The sequence below is a fragment of the Bradyrhizobium sp. Leo170 genome, from assembly GCF_004296405.1.
Classification (GTDB): Bacteria; Pseudomonadota; Alphaproteobacteria; order Rhizobiales; family Xanthobacteraceae; genus Bradyrhizobium.
This window is the reverse complement of record NZ_PSRR01000160.1, coordinates 1-18,078: the sequence shown is the minus strand read 5'-3', so window position 1 is coordinate 18,078 and position 18,078 is coordinate 1. Positions and strand designations below refer to the sequence as shown.

The 18,078-nt window shown below is 64.4% G+C and carries 12 protein-coding genes and 8 pseudogenes; 13 read left to right on the top strand and 7 right to left on the bottom strand.

Going from position 1 to position 18,078, the window contains the following annotated elements:
- Positions 1-794: aldo/keto reductase (locus CWO89_RS24515; RefSeq protein WP_130581270.1), on the top strand; the 794-nt coding region annotated here is incomplete at its 5' end.
- Between the two features lie 191 nt (positions 795-985).
- Here the strand turns inward: CWO89_RS24515 and CWO89_RS24505 are convergent.
- The 6 genes and pseudogenes from CWO89_RS24505 to CWO89_RS24480 form a co-directional block, all read right to left on the bottom strand.
- Complete coding sequence (locus CWO89_RS24505; RefSeq protein ID WP_130581269.1) at positions 986-1,237, bottom strand: DUF2274 domain-containing protein; 252 nt, start codon at positions 1,235-1,237, stop codon at positions 986-988.
- Positions 1,234-2,439, bottom strand: coding sequence for a TraB/TrbI/VirB10 family type IV secretion system protein (locus tag CWO89_RS24500; RefSeq protein ID WP_130581268.1), 1,206 nt, complete (start codon positions 2,437-2,439; stop codon positions 1,234-1,236). The genes CWO89_RS24505 and CWO89_RS24500 overlap by 4 nt, the downstream gene beginning before the upstream one ends.
- A complete protein-coding gene (gene trbG / locus CWO89_RS24495) occupies positions 2,436-3,509 on the bottom strand; it encodes a P-type conjugative transfer protein TrbG (RefSeq protein ID WP_130581273.1) in 1,074 nt (357 codons plus the stop codon). The genes CWO89_RS24500 and trbG overlap by 4 nt, the downstream gene beginning before the upstream one ends.
- A pseudogene (locus CWO89_RS24490) lies at positions 3,506-3,691 on the bottom strand (VirB8/TrbF family protein); the annotation flags it as partial. The pseudogene CWO89_RS24490 and the gene trbG, both read right to left, overlap by 4 nt.
- 1 nt (position 3,692) lies before the next feature.
- Positions 3,693-6,428 (bottom strand): annotated as a pseudogene (locus tag CWO89_RS49160) (TrlF family AAA-like ATPase); the annotation flags it as partial.
- Positions 6,429-6,448: 20 nt separating this feature from the next.
- Positions 6,449-7,705 carry an ATP-binding protein gene (locus tag CWO89_RS24480; RefSeq protein WP_130581267.1) on the bottom strand — a complete coding sequence of 419 codons (1,257 nt, stop codon included), beginning with the start codon at positions 7,703-7,705 and terminating at the stop codon, positions 6,449-6,451.
- A 352-nt stretch (positions 7,706-8,057) separates the two neighbouring features.
- On the opposite strand from CWO89_RS24480, the gene CWO89_RS24475 reads away from it, so the two are divergent.
- The 5 genes and pseudogenes from CWO89_RS24475 (at position 8,058) to CWO89_RS24455 (ending at position 12,448) form a co-directional block, all read left to right on the top strand.
- Positions 8,058-8,333, top strand: a complete 276-nt coding sequence (locus CWO89_RS24475) for a metal/formaldehyde-sensitive transcriptional repressor (RefSeq protein WP_130581266.1) — start codon at positions 8,058-8,060, stop codon at positions 8,331-8,333.
- A pseudogene (dmeF, locus tag CWO89_RS24470) lies at positions 8,330-9,544 on the top strand (CDF family Co(II)/Ni(II) efflux transporter DmeF); the annotation flags it as partial. The gene CWO89_RS24475 and the pseudogene dmeF, both read left to right, overlap by 4 nt.
- A 126-nt stretch (positions 9,545-9,670) precedes the next feature.
- Positions 9,671-10,366, top strand: a pseudogene (locus CWO89_RS24465) (ParB/RepB/Spo0J family partition protein); the annotation flags it as partial.
- Positions 10,365-11,189 (top strand): annotated as a pseudogene (locus CWO89_RS24460) (DUF7146 domain-containing protein); the annotation flags it as partial. The pseudogenes CWO89_RS24465 and CWO89_RS24460, both read left to right, overlap by 2 nt.
- Positions 11,190-11,519: 330 nt before the next feature.
- Positions 11,520-12,448: pseudogene (locus tag CWO89_RS24455) on the top strand (DUF2493 domain-containing protein).
- Between the two features lie 45 nt (positions 12,449-12,493).
- Here CWO89_RS24455 and CWO89_RS24450 read toward each other — a convergent pair.
- Positions 12,494-13,210, bottom strand: a complete 717-nt coding sequence (locus tag CWO89_RS24450) for a hypothetical protein (RefSeq protein WP_245476498.1) — start codon at positions 13,208-13,210, stop codon at positions 12,494-12,496.
- Between the two features lie 345 nt (positions 13,211-13,555).
- Between CWO89_RS24450 and CWO89_RS46105 the strand changes: the two genes are divergently transcribed.
- The 7 genes and pseudogenes from CWO89_RS46105 to trbL all read left to right on the top strand — a co-directional run.
- The gene (locus CWO89_RS46105) at positions 13,556-13,723 is read left to right on the top strand and encodes a hypothetical protein (RefSeq protein ID WP_165421321.1); all 168 of its coding nucleotides are present in this window, start codon (positions 13,556-13,558) and stop codon (positions 13,721-13,723) included.
- A 148-nt stretch (positions 13,724-13,871) separates the two neighbouring features.
- The gene (locus CWO89_RS24445) at positions 13,872-14,312 is read left to right on the top strand and encodes a hypothetical protein (protein WP_130581271.1); all 441 of its coding nucleotides are present in this window, start codon (positions 13,872-13,874) and stop codon (positions 14,310-14,312) included.
- A 407-nt stretch (positions 14,313-14,719) separates the two neighbouring features.
- Positions 14,720-15,127 (top strand): annotated as a pseudogene (locus CWO89_RS49155) (DUF736 domain-containing protein); the annotation flags it as partial.
- Between the two features lie 60 nt (positions 15,128-15,187).
- Positions 15,188-16,225 (top strand): annotated as a pseudogene (locus CWO89_RS24440) (TraG/VirB4 family ATPase); the annotation flags it as partial.
- Entirely contained in the window at positions 16,222-16,959 is a 738-nt protein-coding gene (gene trbJ, locus CWO89_RS24435) for a P-type conjugative transfer protein TrbJ (RefSeq protein WP_130581264.1), read from the top strand. The pseudogene CWO89_RS24440 and the gene trbJ, both read left to right, overlap by 4 nt.
- A 9-nt stretch (positions 16,960-16,968) precedes the next feature.
- Positions 16,969-17,295 (top strand): putative entry exclusion protein TrbK-alt, encoded by a 327-nt coding sequence (gene trbK-alt / locus CWO89_RS24430; protein WP_130581263.1) that lies wholly within the window; start codon positions 16,969-16,971, stop codon positions 17,293-17,295.
- A partial coding sequence (gene trbL, locus CWO89_RS24425; protein WP_130581262.1) for a P-type conjugative transfer protein TrbL occupies positions 17,292-18,078 on the top strand: 787 nt, incomplete at its 3' end. The genes trbK-alt and trbL, both read left to right, overlap by 4 nt.

The following is an 18,078-nucleotide window of genomic DNA, read 5'->3' as shown; positions in this document are numbered from 1 at the left end:
CCCGAGCGATCAAAGGTCGCCGCGATGAGATCATTCTCGCGACCAAATTTGGTGTCGAGCGTGATGCGCGCGATCCCAATGCACGTCACCTAGACAGCCGCCCTGAAACGGTCCGGGTCTCCTGCGACGCCTCGCTGAAGCGGCTCGGGGTCGAGCGGATCGATCTCTACTACCAGCATCGCCTCGATCCGAACGTCCCGATTGAGGAGACGGTGGGAGCGATGGCGGACCTTGTTCAGGCAGGCAAGGTTGGTTTCCTTGGCCTCTGTGAAATCGGTGGTGAAACCTTGGCCCGCGCACACAACGTGCATCCGATCGCAGCAGTGCAGTCGGAATATTCGCTATGGTATCGCGCGCCAGAGAGCGAAATTCTGCCGGCATTGCGTGAACTCGGCGTCGGCTTTGTTCCTTATAGCCCACTCGGCAAAGGTTTTCTTGCGGGGCAAATTCGCTCCCAATCCGATCTCGTTTCGACGGACTGGCGGCATAACAGTCCTCGCTTTCAGGAAGAAAATGTCCGGAAGAACTTGGAGCTCGTCGCCGAGATTGAGGCCATTGCTGGTGAACACGATGCGACGCCAGCTCAAGTCGCGCTCGCCTGGCTACTCGCGCAGGGTGACGAAATGGTGCCGATTCCAGGGACCAAAAAAGTGGCGCGACTAGAGGAAAATCTCGGCGCCTTGTCCGTCAGGCTGAGCGAAGGTGATCTGGCACGCGTCGAGGCCGTCTTCACTCCGCGTGCGGTCGCCGGCGAACGCTATGGCAACGTCGGCGCCCCTCCAACGCATCGCTAGGCCTCTAACCAGCGAAGCGACGATCACCGCGCGCTTTCCCGGCGTCGTCTACCGCCCGCTCAACAATGAGATTCTGCCGTTCTGCGCGATCTGGTCGCCGCAGAACGACAACCCAGCTCTCCGGCGTTTGCTAAGCCTCGCCAGAACCATGTCGCGGAGATCGAAGGCCGCCACAATACCGGGACTTATCGCTAGTTCTGTGACGTCGAGCCCGAGCTAGTGGACGGGCGTCCGCGTCGTGCTTTCGCAAATCCTCGGTCGGTCGCCATGAATCGCTCAATCATCGGCGAAATCAGCTTCACCGGGTCGCCCACAGGCTGTCCGGTTTCGCGGGCGTGCACTTCGGCATAGACGATGAGATCGCGATGCACCGCAGCCGGCAACTCGACGGTGAGCTTGACCGGCTTGTCATCCGCGAGAGCCCCGAGTTTCAGTTTGGTCATGGCGTCCCTCCCTTCCCATAGGGCGTCAGCACGAGGTCGCGCGTGACGATGACACGAACCGGGAAGCCGGGGCGGATGGTGAGCGTCGGCTGGATGTTGAGCTGGCGCTGAACGATCTGCTGGCCGGTCTGGCTAATGCTGTTGGACGCGCCGCTGCGGATCGCCTGTACGAGATTGTTCTCGTTCTGGCTCGTGCCGGCTTCGGCGCCAACGCTGAGCAGCGTCGAGAGCACGGCTGCCTGAAACAGCTTGCCCCAATGATTGTCGACCTCGTCTTCGAGCCCGGCATAGCCTTGCGTATCGGCGCCCGGTTGCCGTTCCAGCACGATCGACATGCCGTCCGGCATGATGATGCGCGTCCAGACGAGGAGAATGCGGCTTTGGCCGAAGGCCACCGAGCTGTCGTATTGGCCGATCAGCTTCGCACCCTGGGGGATCAGGAGATACTGGCCGGTCGGGCTGTCGTAGACGGCTTCAGTCACCTGGGCGGTGATCTGGCCAGGGAGGTCCGAGCGGATGCCGGTGATGAGGGCCGCGGGTATGACGGTGCCGGCCTGCACGACGTAGGGCGAAGCCCTGGGTTCGAGACGATCTGGGCTGACCGTTCGCTTGTCAGTCGCGGCATTGAGGAAGGCTGTCTTGCGGTCTTGCATGTTCTGCGCGGCGCCGGCGTCGACCGGCGGTGTGGGCGTCGGGCCCGCCGTGGTCCCCGCCGCAGCCGGCGCGACGAGTCCTACCGGCTGGGGCTGCTGGTTGGTCTGGGCGAAGAGACGGCTGAGCCGCGCCGCCTCGATCTCCTGGGCGCGGCGCTGCGCCTCCGGATCTGGCGTTGTCGCGGGAGCCACGGCGTTCGGCGCTGCCCCTGCGTTGAGGATCGGCTTGCCGAGATCGCCGGGCAGCGGCGGCCCAAGCGGCGGCGCTTGGCGCGGCAGGCCGGTATAGTCTCTTGGGAGTCCTGCCAGGCCTTCAGCAGAGGGACGGTTCTGCGTCGAGAGCAACTCCTGGCCGCTCTGCGCCGCGTTGCGAGTCTGGAGCGCATAGCCGAGCGCGCCCGCGACGGCGAGCGCCGACACGGCGCCGAGCCCAATCAGCACTCTGCGCGACAAGCGCGTGACGCGCGGCCGCTCGCCCCGAAGCCGCAGGTCTGGCGCCACGGACGGTTCGGGCGCTGCGCTCCTTTCCTCGTTCGGAGCGTCTGTCATGACCGCGGCCTTCCGTCGGTGCGGACGATACGGACGCGCCGCTCGCTATCCTTGTCGCCGAGGCGCAATTCGGCGGCGGCGAACAGGCGGTCGACGATGTAGTAGTTGCGGTTCACCCGGTAGTTCACCAGCTCGGAACCGCCGGCCGGACCGATGACGAAGAGCGGCGGCATTTCGCCCTGGGCGATGCCGCTCGGGAATTCGATATAGACCTTCTTCCCGTCGTCGAAGGCGCGCAGCGGTCGCCAGGCCGGGTTGTCGCCCTGGATCGCGTAACGGAAGTTGATCGAGGCAAGATCGACCCCGCTGGCGATCGGCGCCGCGGCGTCGGCCTCCTGATTCTGCCGCCGAAGCGCGATGAGCTGGTCCTCAGGATACTGCCAGGAGACCGAGGCCATGTAGGTCTTCTCCGTCGAGCGCAGCTCGAGGAGGTAGGTCCGCCGATCCGTATTGATCACCAGATTGGTGAGCAACTCCGGTCTCGTCGGCTTGACCAGGATGTGGACCTTTTTGGTCGCGCCCGCGCCGCTCTCGGTGTCGCCGATGATCCAGCGCACGGTGTCGCCGGCCGCCACGGGGCCGGAGCCGACGAGCTGCTCGCCGTCCTGCAGCGCGATATCGGTGATTTCGCCGGGCGCCGTATAGACTTGGTAAAGCGCCCCGCCAGAGAACGGATAGACCTGGACCGCGTTGATGAAGCCGTTGCGCACCGGCTGGATACGGGCGGCGGCATTGGCCTGGTTGACGCGCACGGTCGGGTCAGCGGCTTCGGGTATGGGCTTTCCACCGTCGATCGGCTTCAATTGTCCGGGCAGCGGCAGAGGCTTCGGCAGCTCTACGATCTTGATGGGCGCAGGCGGATCGGAAGCAAGCTTCGCCGGCACAGCGCTGTCGTAATTTATGTCAGGCGGAATGAAATTGTGGGCACAGCCGCCAAGCGCGGTGAAAGACATCAGCAAAGACGCGAGGCCGGCTTTAGGGAAAGCTGCATTTGCTCCCTTCCGGTTTTGCTGAATGACGGAGATACGCGAAGCCGGACCGCCGGCTTCCTTAGAAATCGGCGAGGTCATTGTCCTAGCTCCTTCGACCAGTTGATGGCGGTGACGTAGATGCCGAGCGGGTTCTTGCGGAGCACGTCGGCGGAGGTTGGCGTCTGGATGGCGATGGTGAGGATCGCGGTCCAACGGGTGTTGTCGGCAAGCGCGCCGTCCTGGTAGCGATGCTCGACCCACTCGACGCGGAAGCTCGAGGGTGGCCGCAACGAAGAGTGCCACCAACTCGTCGAAGACAGACTTCGGATCGAGGTTTTCCTCAGGCTGGTCGATGATCAATGGTCGATCGTCTGAATCGTCGAGAGCGAGGTAGAGGAGTAGCAACACGATCCCACGCGTGCCGGGTGACAGCTTGCGGATGTCGACACCATCGTAGGAAATCTCGTACCGGACCGTGATGTGATCGGTGCCGAAAAGCCAAAGCGCGAACCGTTTCGACCAGGCCCGGAATTCGGCCTGCTGCGTCGGCGCAAAGGGTGCGTGCGACAGGAGGTCTCTCAGGTATCTTGCCATGAAGGCCGTCATGGCCGCTTGGACATCGGCCGCCGATCCCGTCTCCCAGGCCAGCTTGAACGCCTGCGACGCGACCGCGATCAGCGAGCCCCGGCCGTGAAAGGGGCCGGAGTCGCGTCTATCGATGAGTTTTTCCTCCGCGAACGAGCCCCATTCGGCGACGTCGGCGATCCGGCGAACCGAGAAACTCAGCTTCTTGAGCGTTCCTGATGACGCCGCAAGCCGCGCCATCAGCGGGGCATAGAGGCCGGCCAAGGCGTTCTGTTCGTTGATGATCGCCTCGAAGACCCGGCCGTAGGTGTCGTCGCGCTCGGTCTGAAGGTCTTTCCGGCGCGCTGCCGCGCTTTGCGCGTCGGTGAGCCGGGTTTCGAGGGTCTGAAGCGCGGAATTCTCCTGTGCGATGCGGCCGGTCAGCGCCGTGTACTGATCGCGAACCAGCTTGTCGGCGCTGAACAGCGTCTCGAGGCGTGTCATTTCGGCCGCGATTGGGGCGAGCGGAAGCGTCGAGAGATCGGCGGTGTCGGCGACCAGCGCCACATTCAGGTCGCCGGGCGGCGGCGGAACCCCGTTGAGCTTGCGGACCTCGCCGTCGGCCCACGCCATGTAGGCTGTCAGGCTCTTGTCTACGTCACCCTTGTAGATCAGCAGGAAATCGTCCCACTGCTTGGCGTCAAGCCCGCTATTGGTGTGTCGCGCCTGAGCTTGGCGCAACAACTCCGGCGCCCCCGTCGCGCGCATGCTGCGAACCTCGTCTTGCAGGGCGACAAAGGTGCGGCGCTGATTGCCGAAGGCCTGGATCGAGTTGCGAAGCTTCTGGGCCGCCTCGCTGAGCTGGGTGTGCCGGGCCACCTGCGCCTCGGTGCCCTTGACGACAAGCTTGGCGCGATCGGCTGTGTAATCTGCGATCAGCTTTTTCTTCTGCCCGATCTGGTTGGTCAGCGTGGCGACAAGGCTTTCTTTCTCAAACTCAGTCGCGATGCGGTCCGAGATGTCGGCGATCGCCTCGGCTTCGCGCTCGCGCGCCTGCTGGAATCGTGCGGTCTGCTGGTCGCGCAGCTCGGCGAAATCGAGCGCCCATTCGCGATCGTCCTGCGAATGCGACTCGAAAATCACGCGCTCAATCTCGTCGACGAGACCATCGGCGACGCCCTTCGCCGAGCAGAGCTCTTCGACGAACTGCTGGGAGAGATACCGGGCGCGCGGAAAGGTCATGTGGCCATTGGCGTCGCTGCCATCCAGGGCGCGCGTGACCGTCGCGCCCCCTCCCCAGGTCAGCGTCGTCGATGCGTCACCAATCAACTTGCGCGCCCGAGCCAGGAACGATGGGCTGATGTTCTCATCGGCGTTCCAGCCGGATGGCGAAATCGCGTCGCAGCCGGCCGCGATCACGTCGGCCAGGGCTGTCTTCCCCGATCCGCGCGCGCCGATGATGGCGACGAGGCCATGATTGAGGGGAATGTCGGGCGTGGTGGCCCAATCTGCTTCGCCGATCTGGACGCGCGAGATGACCTGCGACGGCATCGCCGAGCCCGGCGGCTGCTCGCCGACATAGGCGCGCCCCTCGGGATCGATGCACGCCTGGCGGAGCGCGTCGAATTCGAGCCCGCCCTTGATCCACGAGAAGCGATTTCCGAATGGCGACGCCACGTTGTCGAGCTTGTGCGCATCGCTCCCGTGCAAACAGGGCTTCAGGCCGCCGTAGCGGGTGCGGATTTCGTCGGGGCCGAGATCTCTCTGGCCCAACCAGAACTCACGCTGTGCCGGGCTGCCCGCGAAGATCACATGGGCAAAGCCCTCAATCTCACGCCGGATTGTCTGATCCGCAGCTTCCCGCACGCCCGACGTGCCGTCCGTCGCACCGCCAGCCACCGCGATCAGGATGTTCGTCTTCGCCCATCCGCTTTCGGAGAAAACCTCGCGGAGTTTCTGGAAATTGACCTTGAACTGGTTAGCGCCATAGGCCAGCGCGGCCCGCTCGTCCGTAATGTTGGAATCGGCTTTCTTGCCGAGCCGAATGAGATCGGCCCGCGTGCAATCGAAACGATCCTGCATGACATTGAACTGCAAGCGCGACAGCAAACGCCGCAGTTCGTCGAGATGCTGCGGATCCTCCGGGCTGACGAACAGGTGGAGGTTGACGAAGCCCCCTTTCGCCGTCGCTACGTCGAGCCGGAGTTCCACGTTGGGGAAGACCAGCTTGGCGCTAGGCAAACGCCCGGCCGCCTTGTGCCGCAGCACCTCCTCGTAGGTATCGGTCACGTAGTAGTCCGTGACCGCGATCGCCTCAATGACCGGCGTCGCTTGCTCAAGCGCGGTCAGGTAATCGCCCCAAGCGTTCGGGCCGCTGAACTGATTGTTCATGACCGTGCCTGGCGCGTGGATATGCGGTTCCCACCTCCGCCATTCTGACCCTCTGCTGAGCATAGTTTCCCCTTTCCCGGCGGCTATCTTGATTTGTCCGCCTTGTTCGTCCGCGGCGCTCCATTCCAAAGACTCGACAATGGCGCTGCCGCCAGCCTGTCGCCGAACGGCACGACGTCCGCGCTGTCGTAAAGGACGACACCGAAGGCGAAACGGTCTCCACACGCCTCGGCCAAGGCCCGCAGGCCCCCGAAATCACTGGCTTTGACCGTCGCGCTCGCCTTGACCTCGATGCCTGCGATCATCCCGTCATCGCGTTCCAGCACGATGTCCACCTCGCGCCCGTCCCGATCCCGAAAATGGTGGGGCGTCAGCCGCAGGTCCGAGGCCGTCATCAGCTTCAGAACCTCTGCGAACACGAAACTTTCGAGCAGCGCGCCGAACGTGCCGCGATCAGCCTTGACCCTGTCGAAGGAAAGACCGCGCACAGTCGCAAGCAGGCCGGAATCGAGGAAGTGCAGCTTCGGCGTCTTGACGATGCGCTTCAGGGCATTGGTGAACCATGGTTGCACCGTCGCGATCAGGAACACCTGCTCCAGCAGCCCGACATAACGCTGCCCCGTCTTGTGGCTGACATTGATGCCGGCGCCGAACTGCGAGTAGTTGACCAACTGGCCGGAGTGCTCGGCCAGCAGTCGCACGAATTTCGGAAGCTCGGTCAGCTTCTCGACGTCGGCGATATCCCGCAGATCGCGCGTGAGGACCGACGTGAGATAGGATCTCGACCAGTCCTGCCGTCGGCGCTCGCTGTCGCGACTGATCGCCTCGGGGAAACCGCCGAGCAGGACAAGCTGGGCGAGGTCGTCGCCAAGGATTGCCTCCCGTTGGCTCCGGAGCTGTCCTGCGAAGAGATGCTCCAGGAAAGTCGGCGTGCGGCCTTCGACCTCGGCCCTGGCCAGCGGCAGCATCTGGATGGTCTCCATCCGACCGGCCAGGCTGTCGGCGACCCGCGGCAAAGTCAGGACATTCGCTGAGCCAGTGAGCAGGAAGCGACCTGGCCGATAGTCCTCGTCGACCGTCTTCTTGATGGCCAGCAGCAGGTCAGGCGCACGCTGGATTTCGTCGATGATGGCCCGGTCGAGGCCGCGAATGAAGCCGGCGGGATCAGACTGGGCCGCCTCGAGGACCGTTTGATCGTCGAGCGTGATATAGGTGCGCCCCGCTTCTCCCATTTTTCGGACGAGCGTGGTCTTGCCGGCACGGCGCGGGCCTACGATCAGGACCACTGGCGTATCAGAAAGGGCTTCCTCCGCCCGCCGCTCCACAAACCGCTCGAACATGCCATCTCCGAATCCGGAAGATTGGAACTATCGGGTCCGGCTGATTGGGAGTCAATGTCCCGCTAATTGGAAGTGTTCCGGCCGCGATCTGGAAGGCCTGGAGGGAAAGCCTTCCCCCTGGTCGGCGCCGCGGTCGCCGACTCACCCCCTTCTGCGGGGAGATCCCCCAGGCCGTGCCAAAACTTCGCGATCGACCTCAGAGTACGTTGGCCCTCGGCACCGAAGCCGCGCCATGACGATCAGCTTGCTTGAATGAGCATCTCCGTCCCAAAGGGTGTTCGCGCCATGGCGACAGGCCACCGGTCGCGTTCTAGGCATTGACATAGGGTAGCCCCCTATCCTAACTGACGTCATGCATACGGTTCGAGAGAAGGCCCAGTTGCTGGCCCGCGTCCGGCGCATCCGTGGCCAGGTGGAAGGGATAGAACGCGCTTTGGAAGCCGAGGCAGGTTGCGAGGCGATCATGCATCAGATCGCCGGCGTCCGCGGCGCGCTGGCCGGCCTCACCGCCGAGGTCGTCGAGGACCACATCCAAACCCACCTGGTGGATGCGGAGAAACACCCCGGGGCGCTCGATCCAGAAGCCGCGGCCGCCCTGATGGCGGTCATCCGCACCTATTTGAAATGAAGTCTGTTCCCATGTCCAAGCCGACCCGCGACGCCGTCTCGCACCATCACGTATTCCTTGGCGAAGGCCATGAGGGCAGCGAACGCCGGACCTGGGCGGTGATCTGGCTGTGTGGCGCGATGATGGTGGGCGAGATCATCGGAGGGCTGCTGTTCGGCTCCATCGCGCTGGTGGCGGATGGTCTCCACATGTCCACCCACGCAGGCGCCCTACTGCTGGCGGCGCTGGCCTACACCTATTCGCGCAAGCACGCGGACGATCCCCGGTTCAGCTTCGGCACTGGGAAGCTGGGCGACCTCGCCGGCTTCACCAGCGCCATCGTGCTCGCGATGATCTCCCTGCTCATCGGCTATGAAGCCGTCACCCGATTCCTGCACCCGGTGACGATCCACTTTGGCCAGGCCATTCCGATCGCCGTGCTGGGCCTCTGTGTAAACCTAGCGAGCGTCTGGCTGCTTGGTGCGGGCGGGCACCATCACGGTCACGGTCACAGCCACGGTCATGGTCATGGTCATGGTCACGGCCCTAATGGGCACAGTCATGGCGAGGAAGAGCACGTGATCGCAACAGATGGGGGCGACCTTGTGCTCAGCGTCTTCGAAGACGGCGTGCCGCCCCGGTTTCGGTTGCGCGGCGAAAGCCTAGCATCGCCCTCCGCGAGCGTGTCGCTGGAGACCGTGCGGCCAGACGGTACGCGGCAGACTTTCGCTTTTGCGGATCGGGGAGAGTTCCTGGAGTCGTTCGAGGAAATTCCGGAGCCCCACGCGTTCACAGCGCAGCTGGCGCTTTCCGGGGCGAGCCACACGGTCGTCTTCACCGAGCACGAACACGGCGCCCACGATCGCGACAACAACATGCGTGCCGCCGTGATCCACGTGGTTGCTGACGCGGCGGTCTCGGTTTTAGTGATCATCGGCCTCGTACTGGCGCGCCTGTTCGGCTGGCTTTGGATGGACCCGCTCGCTGGCATCGTTGGGGCCTGCGTGATCGCCAGTTGGTCCTACGGACTGATCCGCGACACCGGCGCGATCCTGCTGGACATGAACCCCGACCGGAACCTGACCGATCAGATCCGCCAGACCGTTGAGGCCTCCGGCGACGAGGTCGCGGACCTGCATCTTTGGCGGCTTGGCCCCGGCCACCTGGGGGCGATCTTGAGCGTCGTTACCGGAGACGATCGGGATGAGGCGCACTATCGAACACGACTGGCGCGTTTTCCGTCCTTCCTGATCGTCGGTTTCGCGGCGCTGCCCTCAGAGGAAGAGGGCGGCGCTGCGCTTCGTGACGAGTTGATGCCGAGAGAGAGGCTTTCGGCGCTCGTCGCGGAGTACATCCCGATGGCTACCACTGTTCAGAAGATCACTCTCTCGCCCTCGCGCGACATCCCCTTCAACAAGCTCCTGCTCTCCCAGTCGAACGTCCGGCGCGTGAAGGCCGGCGTCTCGGTCGAGGAGCTGGCCGACGACATCGCCCGTCGCGGCCTCCTGCAGGGCCTGAGTGTGCGGGCGGTCGTCGATCAGGACGGCGTCGAGACCGGCATGTTCGAGATCCCGGCCGGTGGCCGACGCTACCGGGCGCTGGAGCTGCTCGTGAAGCAGAAGCGCCTCGCCAAGTCCGCGCCGGTGCCGTGCATCGTCCGCGACAGCGGCATCGCCGAGGAGGACTCGCTCGCCGAGAACGTCCAGCGCGCGCCGCTGCATCCGCTCGACCAGTTCCGCGCCTTCCTCGCGCTGCGCGAGAAGGGCCAGTCCGAGGAGGAGATCGCTGCGGCCTTCTTCGTCTCGGTCAACGTGGTGAAGCAGCGCCTGAAGCTGGCCTCGGTCTCGCCGGCACTGCTCGACGTCTATGCCGAGGACGGCATGACGCTCGACCAACTCATGGCCTTCACCGTTTCCGGCGACCATGAGCGCCAGGAGCAGGTGTTCGAGCGCCTGAAGGCCTCCTACGACAAGCAGCCCTATGTCATCCGCCGGATGCTGACCGAGGGCGCCGTCCGCGCTTCCGACAAGCGGACGCAGTTCGTCGGCGTGGATCCGCGAAAGCTGTGGCCTGATCGACTTCAAGGACGTCGCCGATGAGGCACGTTCGTTCCTCAGCCTGCCGCACCCGGAGCCTGAGCCGGATCGTCCCCGATCGCGAACGCCCAGCGCTCCAACCGGATCGCCAGAGGCGGCACGGCGACTGTTCACCATGTCGCAGCCGATCGAACGCACTCCCGTAGAAGCGTATCTCCGCAATCGCGGCATTACGTTTTTGCACGGAACCGGAAGCCTGCGTTTCCACCCGCGCTGTTACTATCGGCCGGACGAGCACAGCCCGACCGAGACCTGGCCAGCGATGATCGCAGCCGTCACCGATCTCGTCGGCAATCTGACCGGCGCGCATCGCACCTGGCTCGATCCCGGCGGCTTCACCGAGGCGACGCTCGGCAAGGCGCCAATCGACACGCCGAGACGGGCGATGGGCGACCTTCTCAGTCATGCGGTTCGATTTGGCGTGGCGGGTGAAGTGATGGCGGCCGGCGAGGGCATCGAGACGATGCTGTCGCTCCGATGCGTCTTGCCGACCATGCCGATGGTCGCAGCCCTCTCGGCGGCGCATCTCTCCGCCATCCTGTTCCCGGACACGCTGCGGCGATTCTACATTGCTCGCGACGATGATCCGGCCGGCGACGGCGCAATGGCGACATTGATCGACCGGGCGCAGGAGGCCGGGATCGAGACGATCGTGATCTCGCCACGGCTCGGCGACTTCAACGAGGATCTCCGCCTGCTTGGGATCGACGCGCTTCGGGCGGCGAGCCGGGTGCAGATCGCGGCGCAGGACGTCGCTCGCTTCATGGAGCTGGCGGCATAGTCGGAACCGGGATGAGGCGCGGATCGGCAGCGCCGTCACCGTTGGGCCGGCGATCATGCGTTCCCCAGCGCCGGAGGGGACCGCACCCACGGCCTTCTGAGAGGGCGATCGGGCAGCAAGCGGCCCGGACCGGCAACCTTGTGGGCCGACTATTTTCCGTCGGCGGCTGAGCCGCCTTTACATCGCGAAACAAAATAGTCGGCCCCCTTCGGTCCTCCGCCGAGGCTCCGGCCCGCAACTCGCGCTGCGGGTGCAGGTCCGTTCCGCCCGCCGCCTTCGTCGCCATGAAGGCCGCGATGGGCGCGGTCGATCCGACGAAGGAAAGCCGCGATGACCACCGACCACGACGAAGAATTCGAACCGCACCACAGCTCATCCCCGACCGACCAGGTCCTCCACGAACTCCAGCTCTACGGATACCGTCCCTTCAACGACGAGCCCGATCCAAGGCCGCTTCCCGAAGCGAACATCCTCGCCAGCAGCATCTCTGACATCTTCGACGCCCTCGTGGTGGCGCTTTCAGACACGCGCCTGGAACCCGACCTCGAGGACCTGCTCTGGTCGACGGTGAACATCTTCCACCGCGCTATCGAACGGATCGAACGCGAACTCGACGACAACGAGCTGGCCCAGCAGCGCTCGCAACGGGAACAGGACGGCAGCGAGGTCAAATCCGTCGAGCTGGAACGACTGACGGCGGAAGGCCAGACGCTGATCGAACGCCGCAATGCCTTCGAGCTGATGCGCGACCAGGCCGCCGACCAGTTCGAGCACCACACCCATTCAGCCTGGCGGCCGCGCAACGGGTCGAAGGTCAACCATCGCAACCTCACCTCGGCGATGATCGACAGCCGCGACTTCCTGGCGGCGAAGAAGCGCGCCGACAACCAAGTGCTCCTGCCAGCGGGGCCGAAGGTGGCGCTCACCGGCGGGCTCGATTTCAACGATCACCGGCTGATCTGGGCCAAGCTCGACCAGGTTCACACCAAGCACCCCGACATGGTGCTGCTGCACGGCGGATCGCCGAAGGGCGCGGAGCTGATCGCCGCCAAATGGGCCGACAACCGCAAGGTCCCGCAGATCGCCTTCAAGCCCGACTGGACGAAACACACCAAGGCGCGCCGTTCAGGCGCAACGACGCGCTGCTGGAGACCCTGCCGATCGGCGTCCTACACTTCCCGGGCACCGGCATCCAGGGCAACCTCGCCGACAAGGCGAAGAAGCTCGGCATTCCGGTCTGGAAGTTCGGCGGCCCGTGAGCGCCGCCATCTTCCACCCTAACTCTTCCGGATAGGCCAAAGAGTTCAAGGCTGCTGGCGCCAGAACTGCGTGCTGTAATTGTTCAGCCCGCGGCTGTGAGAATCGACTGTCGCTTGGAAGGTGTCCGGAATCTTGTCTCCATCACCCCCATCCCTGAAATAGTCCCTGACCGAATAGAGCGCGCCTCTCATCAGGTGCTCCCAAGTTTGATACAGCCTGTTCTGTAGATCCAGCTCTTGCTTGGCGGCGCTCGGCTTTCGCTTGGGGGCTGGTGTCATATAGTCGGGGCGAAGATCGACATCATGAACGAACGTTACGCTGGCGAACGTCCACTCGTCATCGACAGTCCGGCGCCATCGATAGCTCACCCTCACACTAAGATGTTTGCTGAAGCGATGAGGCGGCATGATCTGGTCATCGACGATGAAGAGCTGCGCTTCCTCCTGTTCGGTTTCCATCCGGCGCTTCATGGCTCCCACGGCGAAGGACAAATCACTACCCGCGCGTCGAAGAGTGCTCTCAGTCTCTGCGCGCTTTCGGGGTGCCTTAGCCAATTGGTGTTTCGCCAGCGCCTGTTCGAAGTAATGGAGTTTTGTCGAGATGTAGGGACCGCAGCTTGTGAGAGGGAGACGATGCAGATCGCCCGATCGTTCTTCCCGGATCGCCAGGTCAACAAGCCTGTCCAGCTCGTTGGTATCGATCGCCTGAAGGGCATTCTGTTGATCGCGGGGGATGTTGATCTCTCCCATACCTTGCTTCATCAAATTTTTCCTGTCGCGGCTCGAATAATTGTGGGACCTCTACCGCGCCTCGACTCACAATCCATCCTAGCCGATCAGCCGTCCCATTGTGACGGCAACGATGTTCCAGCCGAAAGCTACGCGGCCCTGACAGCCGGGCTCCTGCCGGCGGGCACCACCTCGCGTCTATCAGCGCTGATCCTTGGTCCGGCCGAGGGCCTGACGCCATCAACCCGTAAAGGGTCGGCTTACGCAAAGCGTGCCGCCGCTGGGTCTTCGCCTTCGCGGTGATTGCGGCCCTTGGCCGAACACATCGGGCGCCTGTCGCGCGGGGATGGTCCCCGCCTCAGCACAGGAGTCGGATCAATGTCTCAAGCCCTCGCACTCGCTAACGGCTGGAACCTCGCCACCACCCTAATGGTCTGCGTCGTCGTCTTTCATGCTGACACTGGCAACTACGGCGTCATGCTGGCCGCCGAATATGACTGCGATCCCGGCGCTGTGGTCCACGAATTCGACCCCTTCCAACCATGAAGAGGCGAACCGCAACGCGAGCTGGACGGCGGACGGCCAGCGGGATTTGCCCTCCCGCTGGCGACTGTTTGCGGGTATACTCATGCCTGCGCCGTGGTGGTGGTGGAAGGCGCGACCGTCAGACCTTTATCTCACGGAGTTCACCGCCATGATCATCTTCGGACCACTGCTCGTCATCGTCGGTATCGGCTTCTTCTGCTGGCTGCTGTTCACCCTTGCTGTCTTCGCACTACCCTTTTTCGCTGGTCTGACGATCGGCGTCTGGGCCTTCCACACGGGAGCCGGCGTACTCGGTGGAATCGCCGTGGGCGTCATGGCGGGCGGCGTAACCTTCGGCCTTGGCCAACTCGCGCTTGCCTTCGTGCCATGGGCGTGGCTTCGCCTCCTGATCATCCTCCTCTATGTCGCGCCCGCCACCGTGGCTGGTTACAGCGCCACGCAGGGAATTGCGCAGATGGCGATGCCTTCACCAACCTGGCAGACCATCTTCGCCGTGATCGGCGCGATCGCCGTCAGCGTCACGGCGTTCGTCCGCTTCACCGGAATGGCCGAGCCCGGACCAGCCGGACAGGGCTTGGCGCGGGGCTGACACCGTCAGGTCGACGGGGCGGCGCCGGATCAGGCATTCCGTATGCCCGCCGTCCTCGTCGTCGAACACGGCGTGAGGGCGATCTCGCGTCGATGCTCACCCGATCATCGCAGAGCCCCGGGCGTCGTTGCGGTTCGTTGAGGCACATGGCCGAGATGGCGAGGTTTCACCGATACGGCCAACAAAGCGTGTGAAGGGGGCGTGCAGCCGGAGCATGGTCTCGAAAGCAGAAGTTCCGTTGGTGGCCAGGACAGGTTCCGCATCGCCGTTCAATTTACTGGCCGGCTTCTAAAGCGACTCGAAAGTCGCCACGTTCGCCTTGATGTCAGCTCCGTCCGGCCGAGCGCACCGAACGGCCTCTTCGATGGACTGATCTAGCCGAAGGCCGGCTGAAGCCTCGACCGCCTATGGCGCAACAGCGGCGTCAAAACTTTCTTCCCCTGCCGGCTGCGCCGTCATTCCTCGCGAGACAAGAAAGCCCCTCCTTTGCTGTCGAGCCCCTTCGGGGTGCGCCGTCGATCGCCTCCGGCCCTTCGATCACCATCGGGGCCGCAATGGTGCGGGCTCGGAAACAGAGATCAAGGAGAACTACGATGGCGACTATCGGCACCTTCAAGAAGACCGGCTCGAACGATTTCACCGGCGAAATCGTCACCCTCTCGGTCCAGGCCAAGAACGTCCGGATCGTCCCCGAAACCACCCGTTCCGGCGACAACAGCCCCAGCCACCGCGTCTATGTCGGCCGAGTCGAGATCGGCGCCGCCTGGGCCAAGCGCTCCAACGAGGGCCGCGACTATCTGGGCCTCAAGCTCGACGATCCGAGCTTCACCGCCCCGATCTTCGCCAACCTCTTCGACGACGAAGAGGGCGAAGGCTACCGGAACAACCAGATTTTCGCCTTCGACTTCGGCGGCTCGATCCGCACCGCGGCGATCGCCATGGGCGGCGACTGGCACGATCTCGGCGGCTCGCTCTCCGCCGGCTCGGAGCATTCGGTGTCGCTGCAGCCGCTGGCGCGCATCGACGATCAGGCCGAACGCGCCTGGGCGGCGGAGTGGGTGACGGCCATCCTCGCTAAAGAAGGCGTCACCATCGACCCGACCGCCAAGGAGCACGTCTGGTCGGCGCTGACCTCGCTGGCATCGTCGCCGGTGCAGGAGCGCACCATCACCGGCCTAGCGGTCCTGCTGCAATCGACGGCGCTCAAGCAAGCGCTCCAACCCTACTGCGTCGGCGGCGCTTCCGGCCGGCTGCTCGACGCCGAGACCGAACAGCTTGGCTCGGCTCCGGTGCAGGCGTTCGAGACCGAGGGGCTGATCGGCGCCGGCGCTGCGCCTGCCGTGCTGACCTACCTGTTCCATCGCATCGAGGGCCACCTCGATGGCCGGCCAACGCTCCTCATCATCGACGAGGGCTGGCTGGTGCTCGACGATCCGGCCTTCGCACAGCAGCTCCGCGAATGGCTGAAGACACTGCGCAAGAAAAACGCCTCGGTGGTCTTCGCCACGCAGTCGCTGTCCGACATCGACGGCAGCAACATCGCGCCCGCCATCGTCGAGAGCTGCCCGACGCGCATCTTCCTGCCGAACGAGCGCGCGATCGAGCCGCAGATCACGGCGATCTACCGCCGCTTCGGCTTGAACGATCGCCAGATCGAGATTCTCGCGCGCGCCACGCCGAAGCGCGACTACTACTGCCAATCGCGACGCGGCAATCGCCTCTTCGAGCTGGGCCTCGGCCCGGTCGCGCTCGCCTTCTGTGCTGCATCCTCCAAGGCCGACCACGCGGCGATCGAACGTGTCATCGCGGAGTACGGCCGCGATGCCTTCACGCCCGCTTGGCTTGCGGACCACGAGCTCTTGTGGGCCGCCGATCTCATCCTTGACCTGACCAACCTGGAGACGTCATCATGATCAAGCTGCGCCATCTGGCGGCGGCAAGCGCCGTCGTGCTCACCCTGGCCGTCGCCGCACCGCCCGCGTCGGCGCAGTGGATCGTCTACGACCCGACCAACTTCAGCCAGAACGTGCTGACCGCCGCGCGCGAGCTGCAGCAGATCAACAATCAGATTCAGATGTTGACCAACCAGGCGACGAGTCTGGTCAACCAGGCGCGCAATCTCGCCAACCTGCCGATGTCGACGCTGACGCAGCTTCAGTCGTCGATCGCCCAGACCCAGTCGCTGCTCGGCCAGGCGCAGGACATCGCCTTCAATGTCCAGCGCATCGAGCAGGCCTATTCGACGAGCTACGGTTCGGCCGCGGGCACGGGTTCGACCACTGCCATGGTCGCCAATGCGCAGACGCGCTGGCAGAACTCGGTGGGGGCCTTCGAGGACAGCCTGAAGGTTCAGGCGGGCGTTGTTGGCAACATCCCGACCAACTCCAGCGCCATGACCTCACTGGTCTCCGCGAGCCAGAACGCCACGGGCGCCTTGCAGGCGGCCCAGGCCGGCAACCAGCTTCTGGCGCTGCAGTCCCAGCAGCTCTCCGACCTGGTGGCGGTGCTGTCCGCCAAGGGGCGGGCCGATGCGCTCGAGCAAGCGCGCAGCGCCGCCGCCGAAGCGCAGGGCCAGCAGAACTATAAGACCTTCTCGACGCGTACCGGCTACCAGCCAGGCAACGTCACCATGTTCAGCGGCAACTGAGGCGCCGCGATGCTGGGACGGTCGGACATCTTCCGCGCGGCCGCGATCGTCGCCCTGGTCGCGGTGTTCATCGCGACCCTCGTCGCGGTCAATCGGCGTCCATCGGCGCCCGTCGTCGAGACGTCTCCGACCAACAATCCAGCATCCGATGATCTCTCGGCCGAGCTGCGCCGTTGCAGTGCGCTCGGTCCTCAGGATGCCGAAGACCCGCATTGCATCGCGGTCTGGGAGGAGAACCGCCAGCGCTTCTTCGGCAGGCCGGCGCGGTCGCTGTCGCCACAAACGCCCCCAGGCGCCGCCGCGCCGGCCACCCCTTCTACCGGAGACGCGCGATGAACAACGTCGGCGTCATCGACACTTTCCTCAACACCTTCACCACCTACATCGATTCCGGTTTCGGCCTGATCAAGGGCGAGGTTGGCTATCTGTCGTCCACGCTGATCGTGATCGACATCACGCTCGCCGGCCTATTCTGGGCGTGGGGCGCCGACGAGGACATCCTGCAGCGGCTGGTGAAGAAGACCCTCTACATCGGCTTCTTCGCCTTCATCATCAACAACTTCAACAATCTCTCAGGCGTAGTCTTCAACAGCTTCGCCGGCCTCGGCCTGAAGGCGGGTGGCTCCTCGATCTCGACCGCCGACTTCCTGCGGCCGGGCAAGCTCGCCCAGGTCGGGCTCGATGCCGGTCAACCGCTGCTCGACGCCGCAAACCAGATGATGGGCTTCACCAGTTTCTTCGCGAACTTCGTACAGATCGCGGTGCTGATGGTCTCATGGGTCCTGGTGTTGATCGCCTTCTTCATCCTGGCGGTGCAGCTCTTCGTCACCCTGATCGAGTTCAAGCTGACGACGCTCGCCGGCTTCATCCTCATTCCCTTCGCGCTCTTCAACAAGACCGCGTTCCTCGCCGAGAAGGTGCTGGGCAACATCGTGGCGTCGGGCGTGAAGGTCATGGTGCTGGCCGTCATCGTCGGCATCGGCACCGGGCTCTTCTCCCAATTCACCCAGACCTATGCCGGCGGCCAGCCGACCGTCGAGCAGGCCCTGTCGGTGGTGCTCGCGGCCCTCGCCATGCTCGGCCTCGGTATCTTCGGCCCCGGCATCGCCACCGGCTTGG

What these genes read in the sequence shown, in the direction of transcription:
- CWO89_RS24505 (WP_130581269.1), bottom strand. Translation starts at nt 1,237, where the DNA reads ATGACCAAACTGAAACTCGGGGCTCTCGCGGATGACAAGCCGGTCAAG.
- CWO89_RS24500 (WP_130581268.1), bottom strand. Translation starts at nt 2,439, where the DNA reads ATGACAGACGCTCCGAACGAGGAAAGGAGCGCAGCGCCCGAACCGTCC.
- trbG (WP_130581273.1), bottom strand. Translation starts at nt 3,509, where the DNA reads ATGACCTCGCCGATTTCTAAGGAAGCCGGCGGTCCGGCTTCGCGTATC.
- CWO89_RS24480 (WP_130581267.1), bottom strand. Translation starts at nt 7,705, where the DNA reads ATGTTCGAGCGGTTTGTGGAGCGGCGGGCGGAGGAAGCCCTTTCTGAT.
- CWO89_RS24475 (WP_130581266.1), top strand. Translation starts at nt 8,058, where the DNA reads ATGCATACGGTTCGAGAGAAGGCCCAGTTGCTGGCCCGCGTCCGGCGC.
- CWO89_RS24450 (WP_245476498.1), bottom strand. Translation starts at nt 13,210, where the DNA reads ATGAAGCAAGGTATGGGAGAGATCAACATCCCCCGCGATCAACAGAAT.
- CWO89_RS46105 (WP_165421321.1), top strand. Translation starts at nt 13,556, where the DNA reads ATGTCTCAAGCCCTCGCACTCGCTAACGGCTGGAACCTCGCCACCACC.
- CWO89_RS24445 (WP_130581271.1), top strand. Translation starts at nt 13,872, where the DNA reads ATGATCATCTTCGGACCACTGCTCGTCATCGTCGGTATCGGCTTCTTC.
- trbJ (WP_130581264.1), top strand. Translation starts at nt 16,222, where the DNA reads ATGATCAAGCTGCGCCATCTGGCGGCGGCAAGCGCCGTCGTGCTCACC.
- trbK-alt (WP_130581263.1), top strand. Translation starts at nt 16,969, where the DNA reads ATGCTGGGACGGTCGGACATCTTCCGCGCGGCCGCGATCGTCGCCCTG.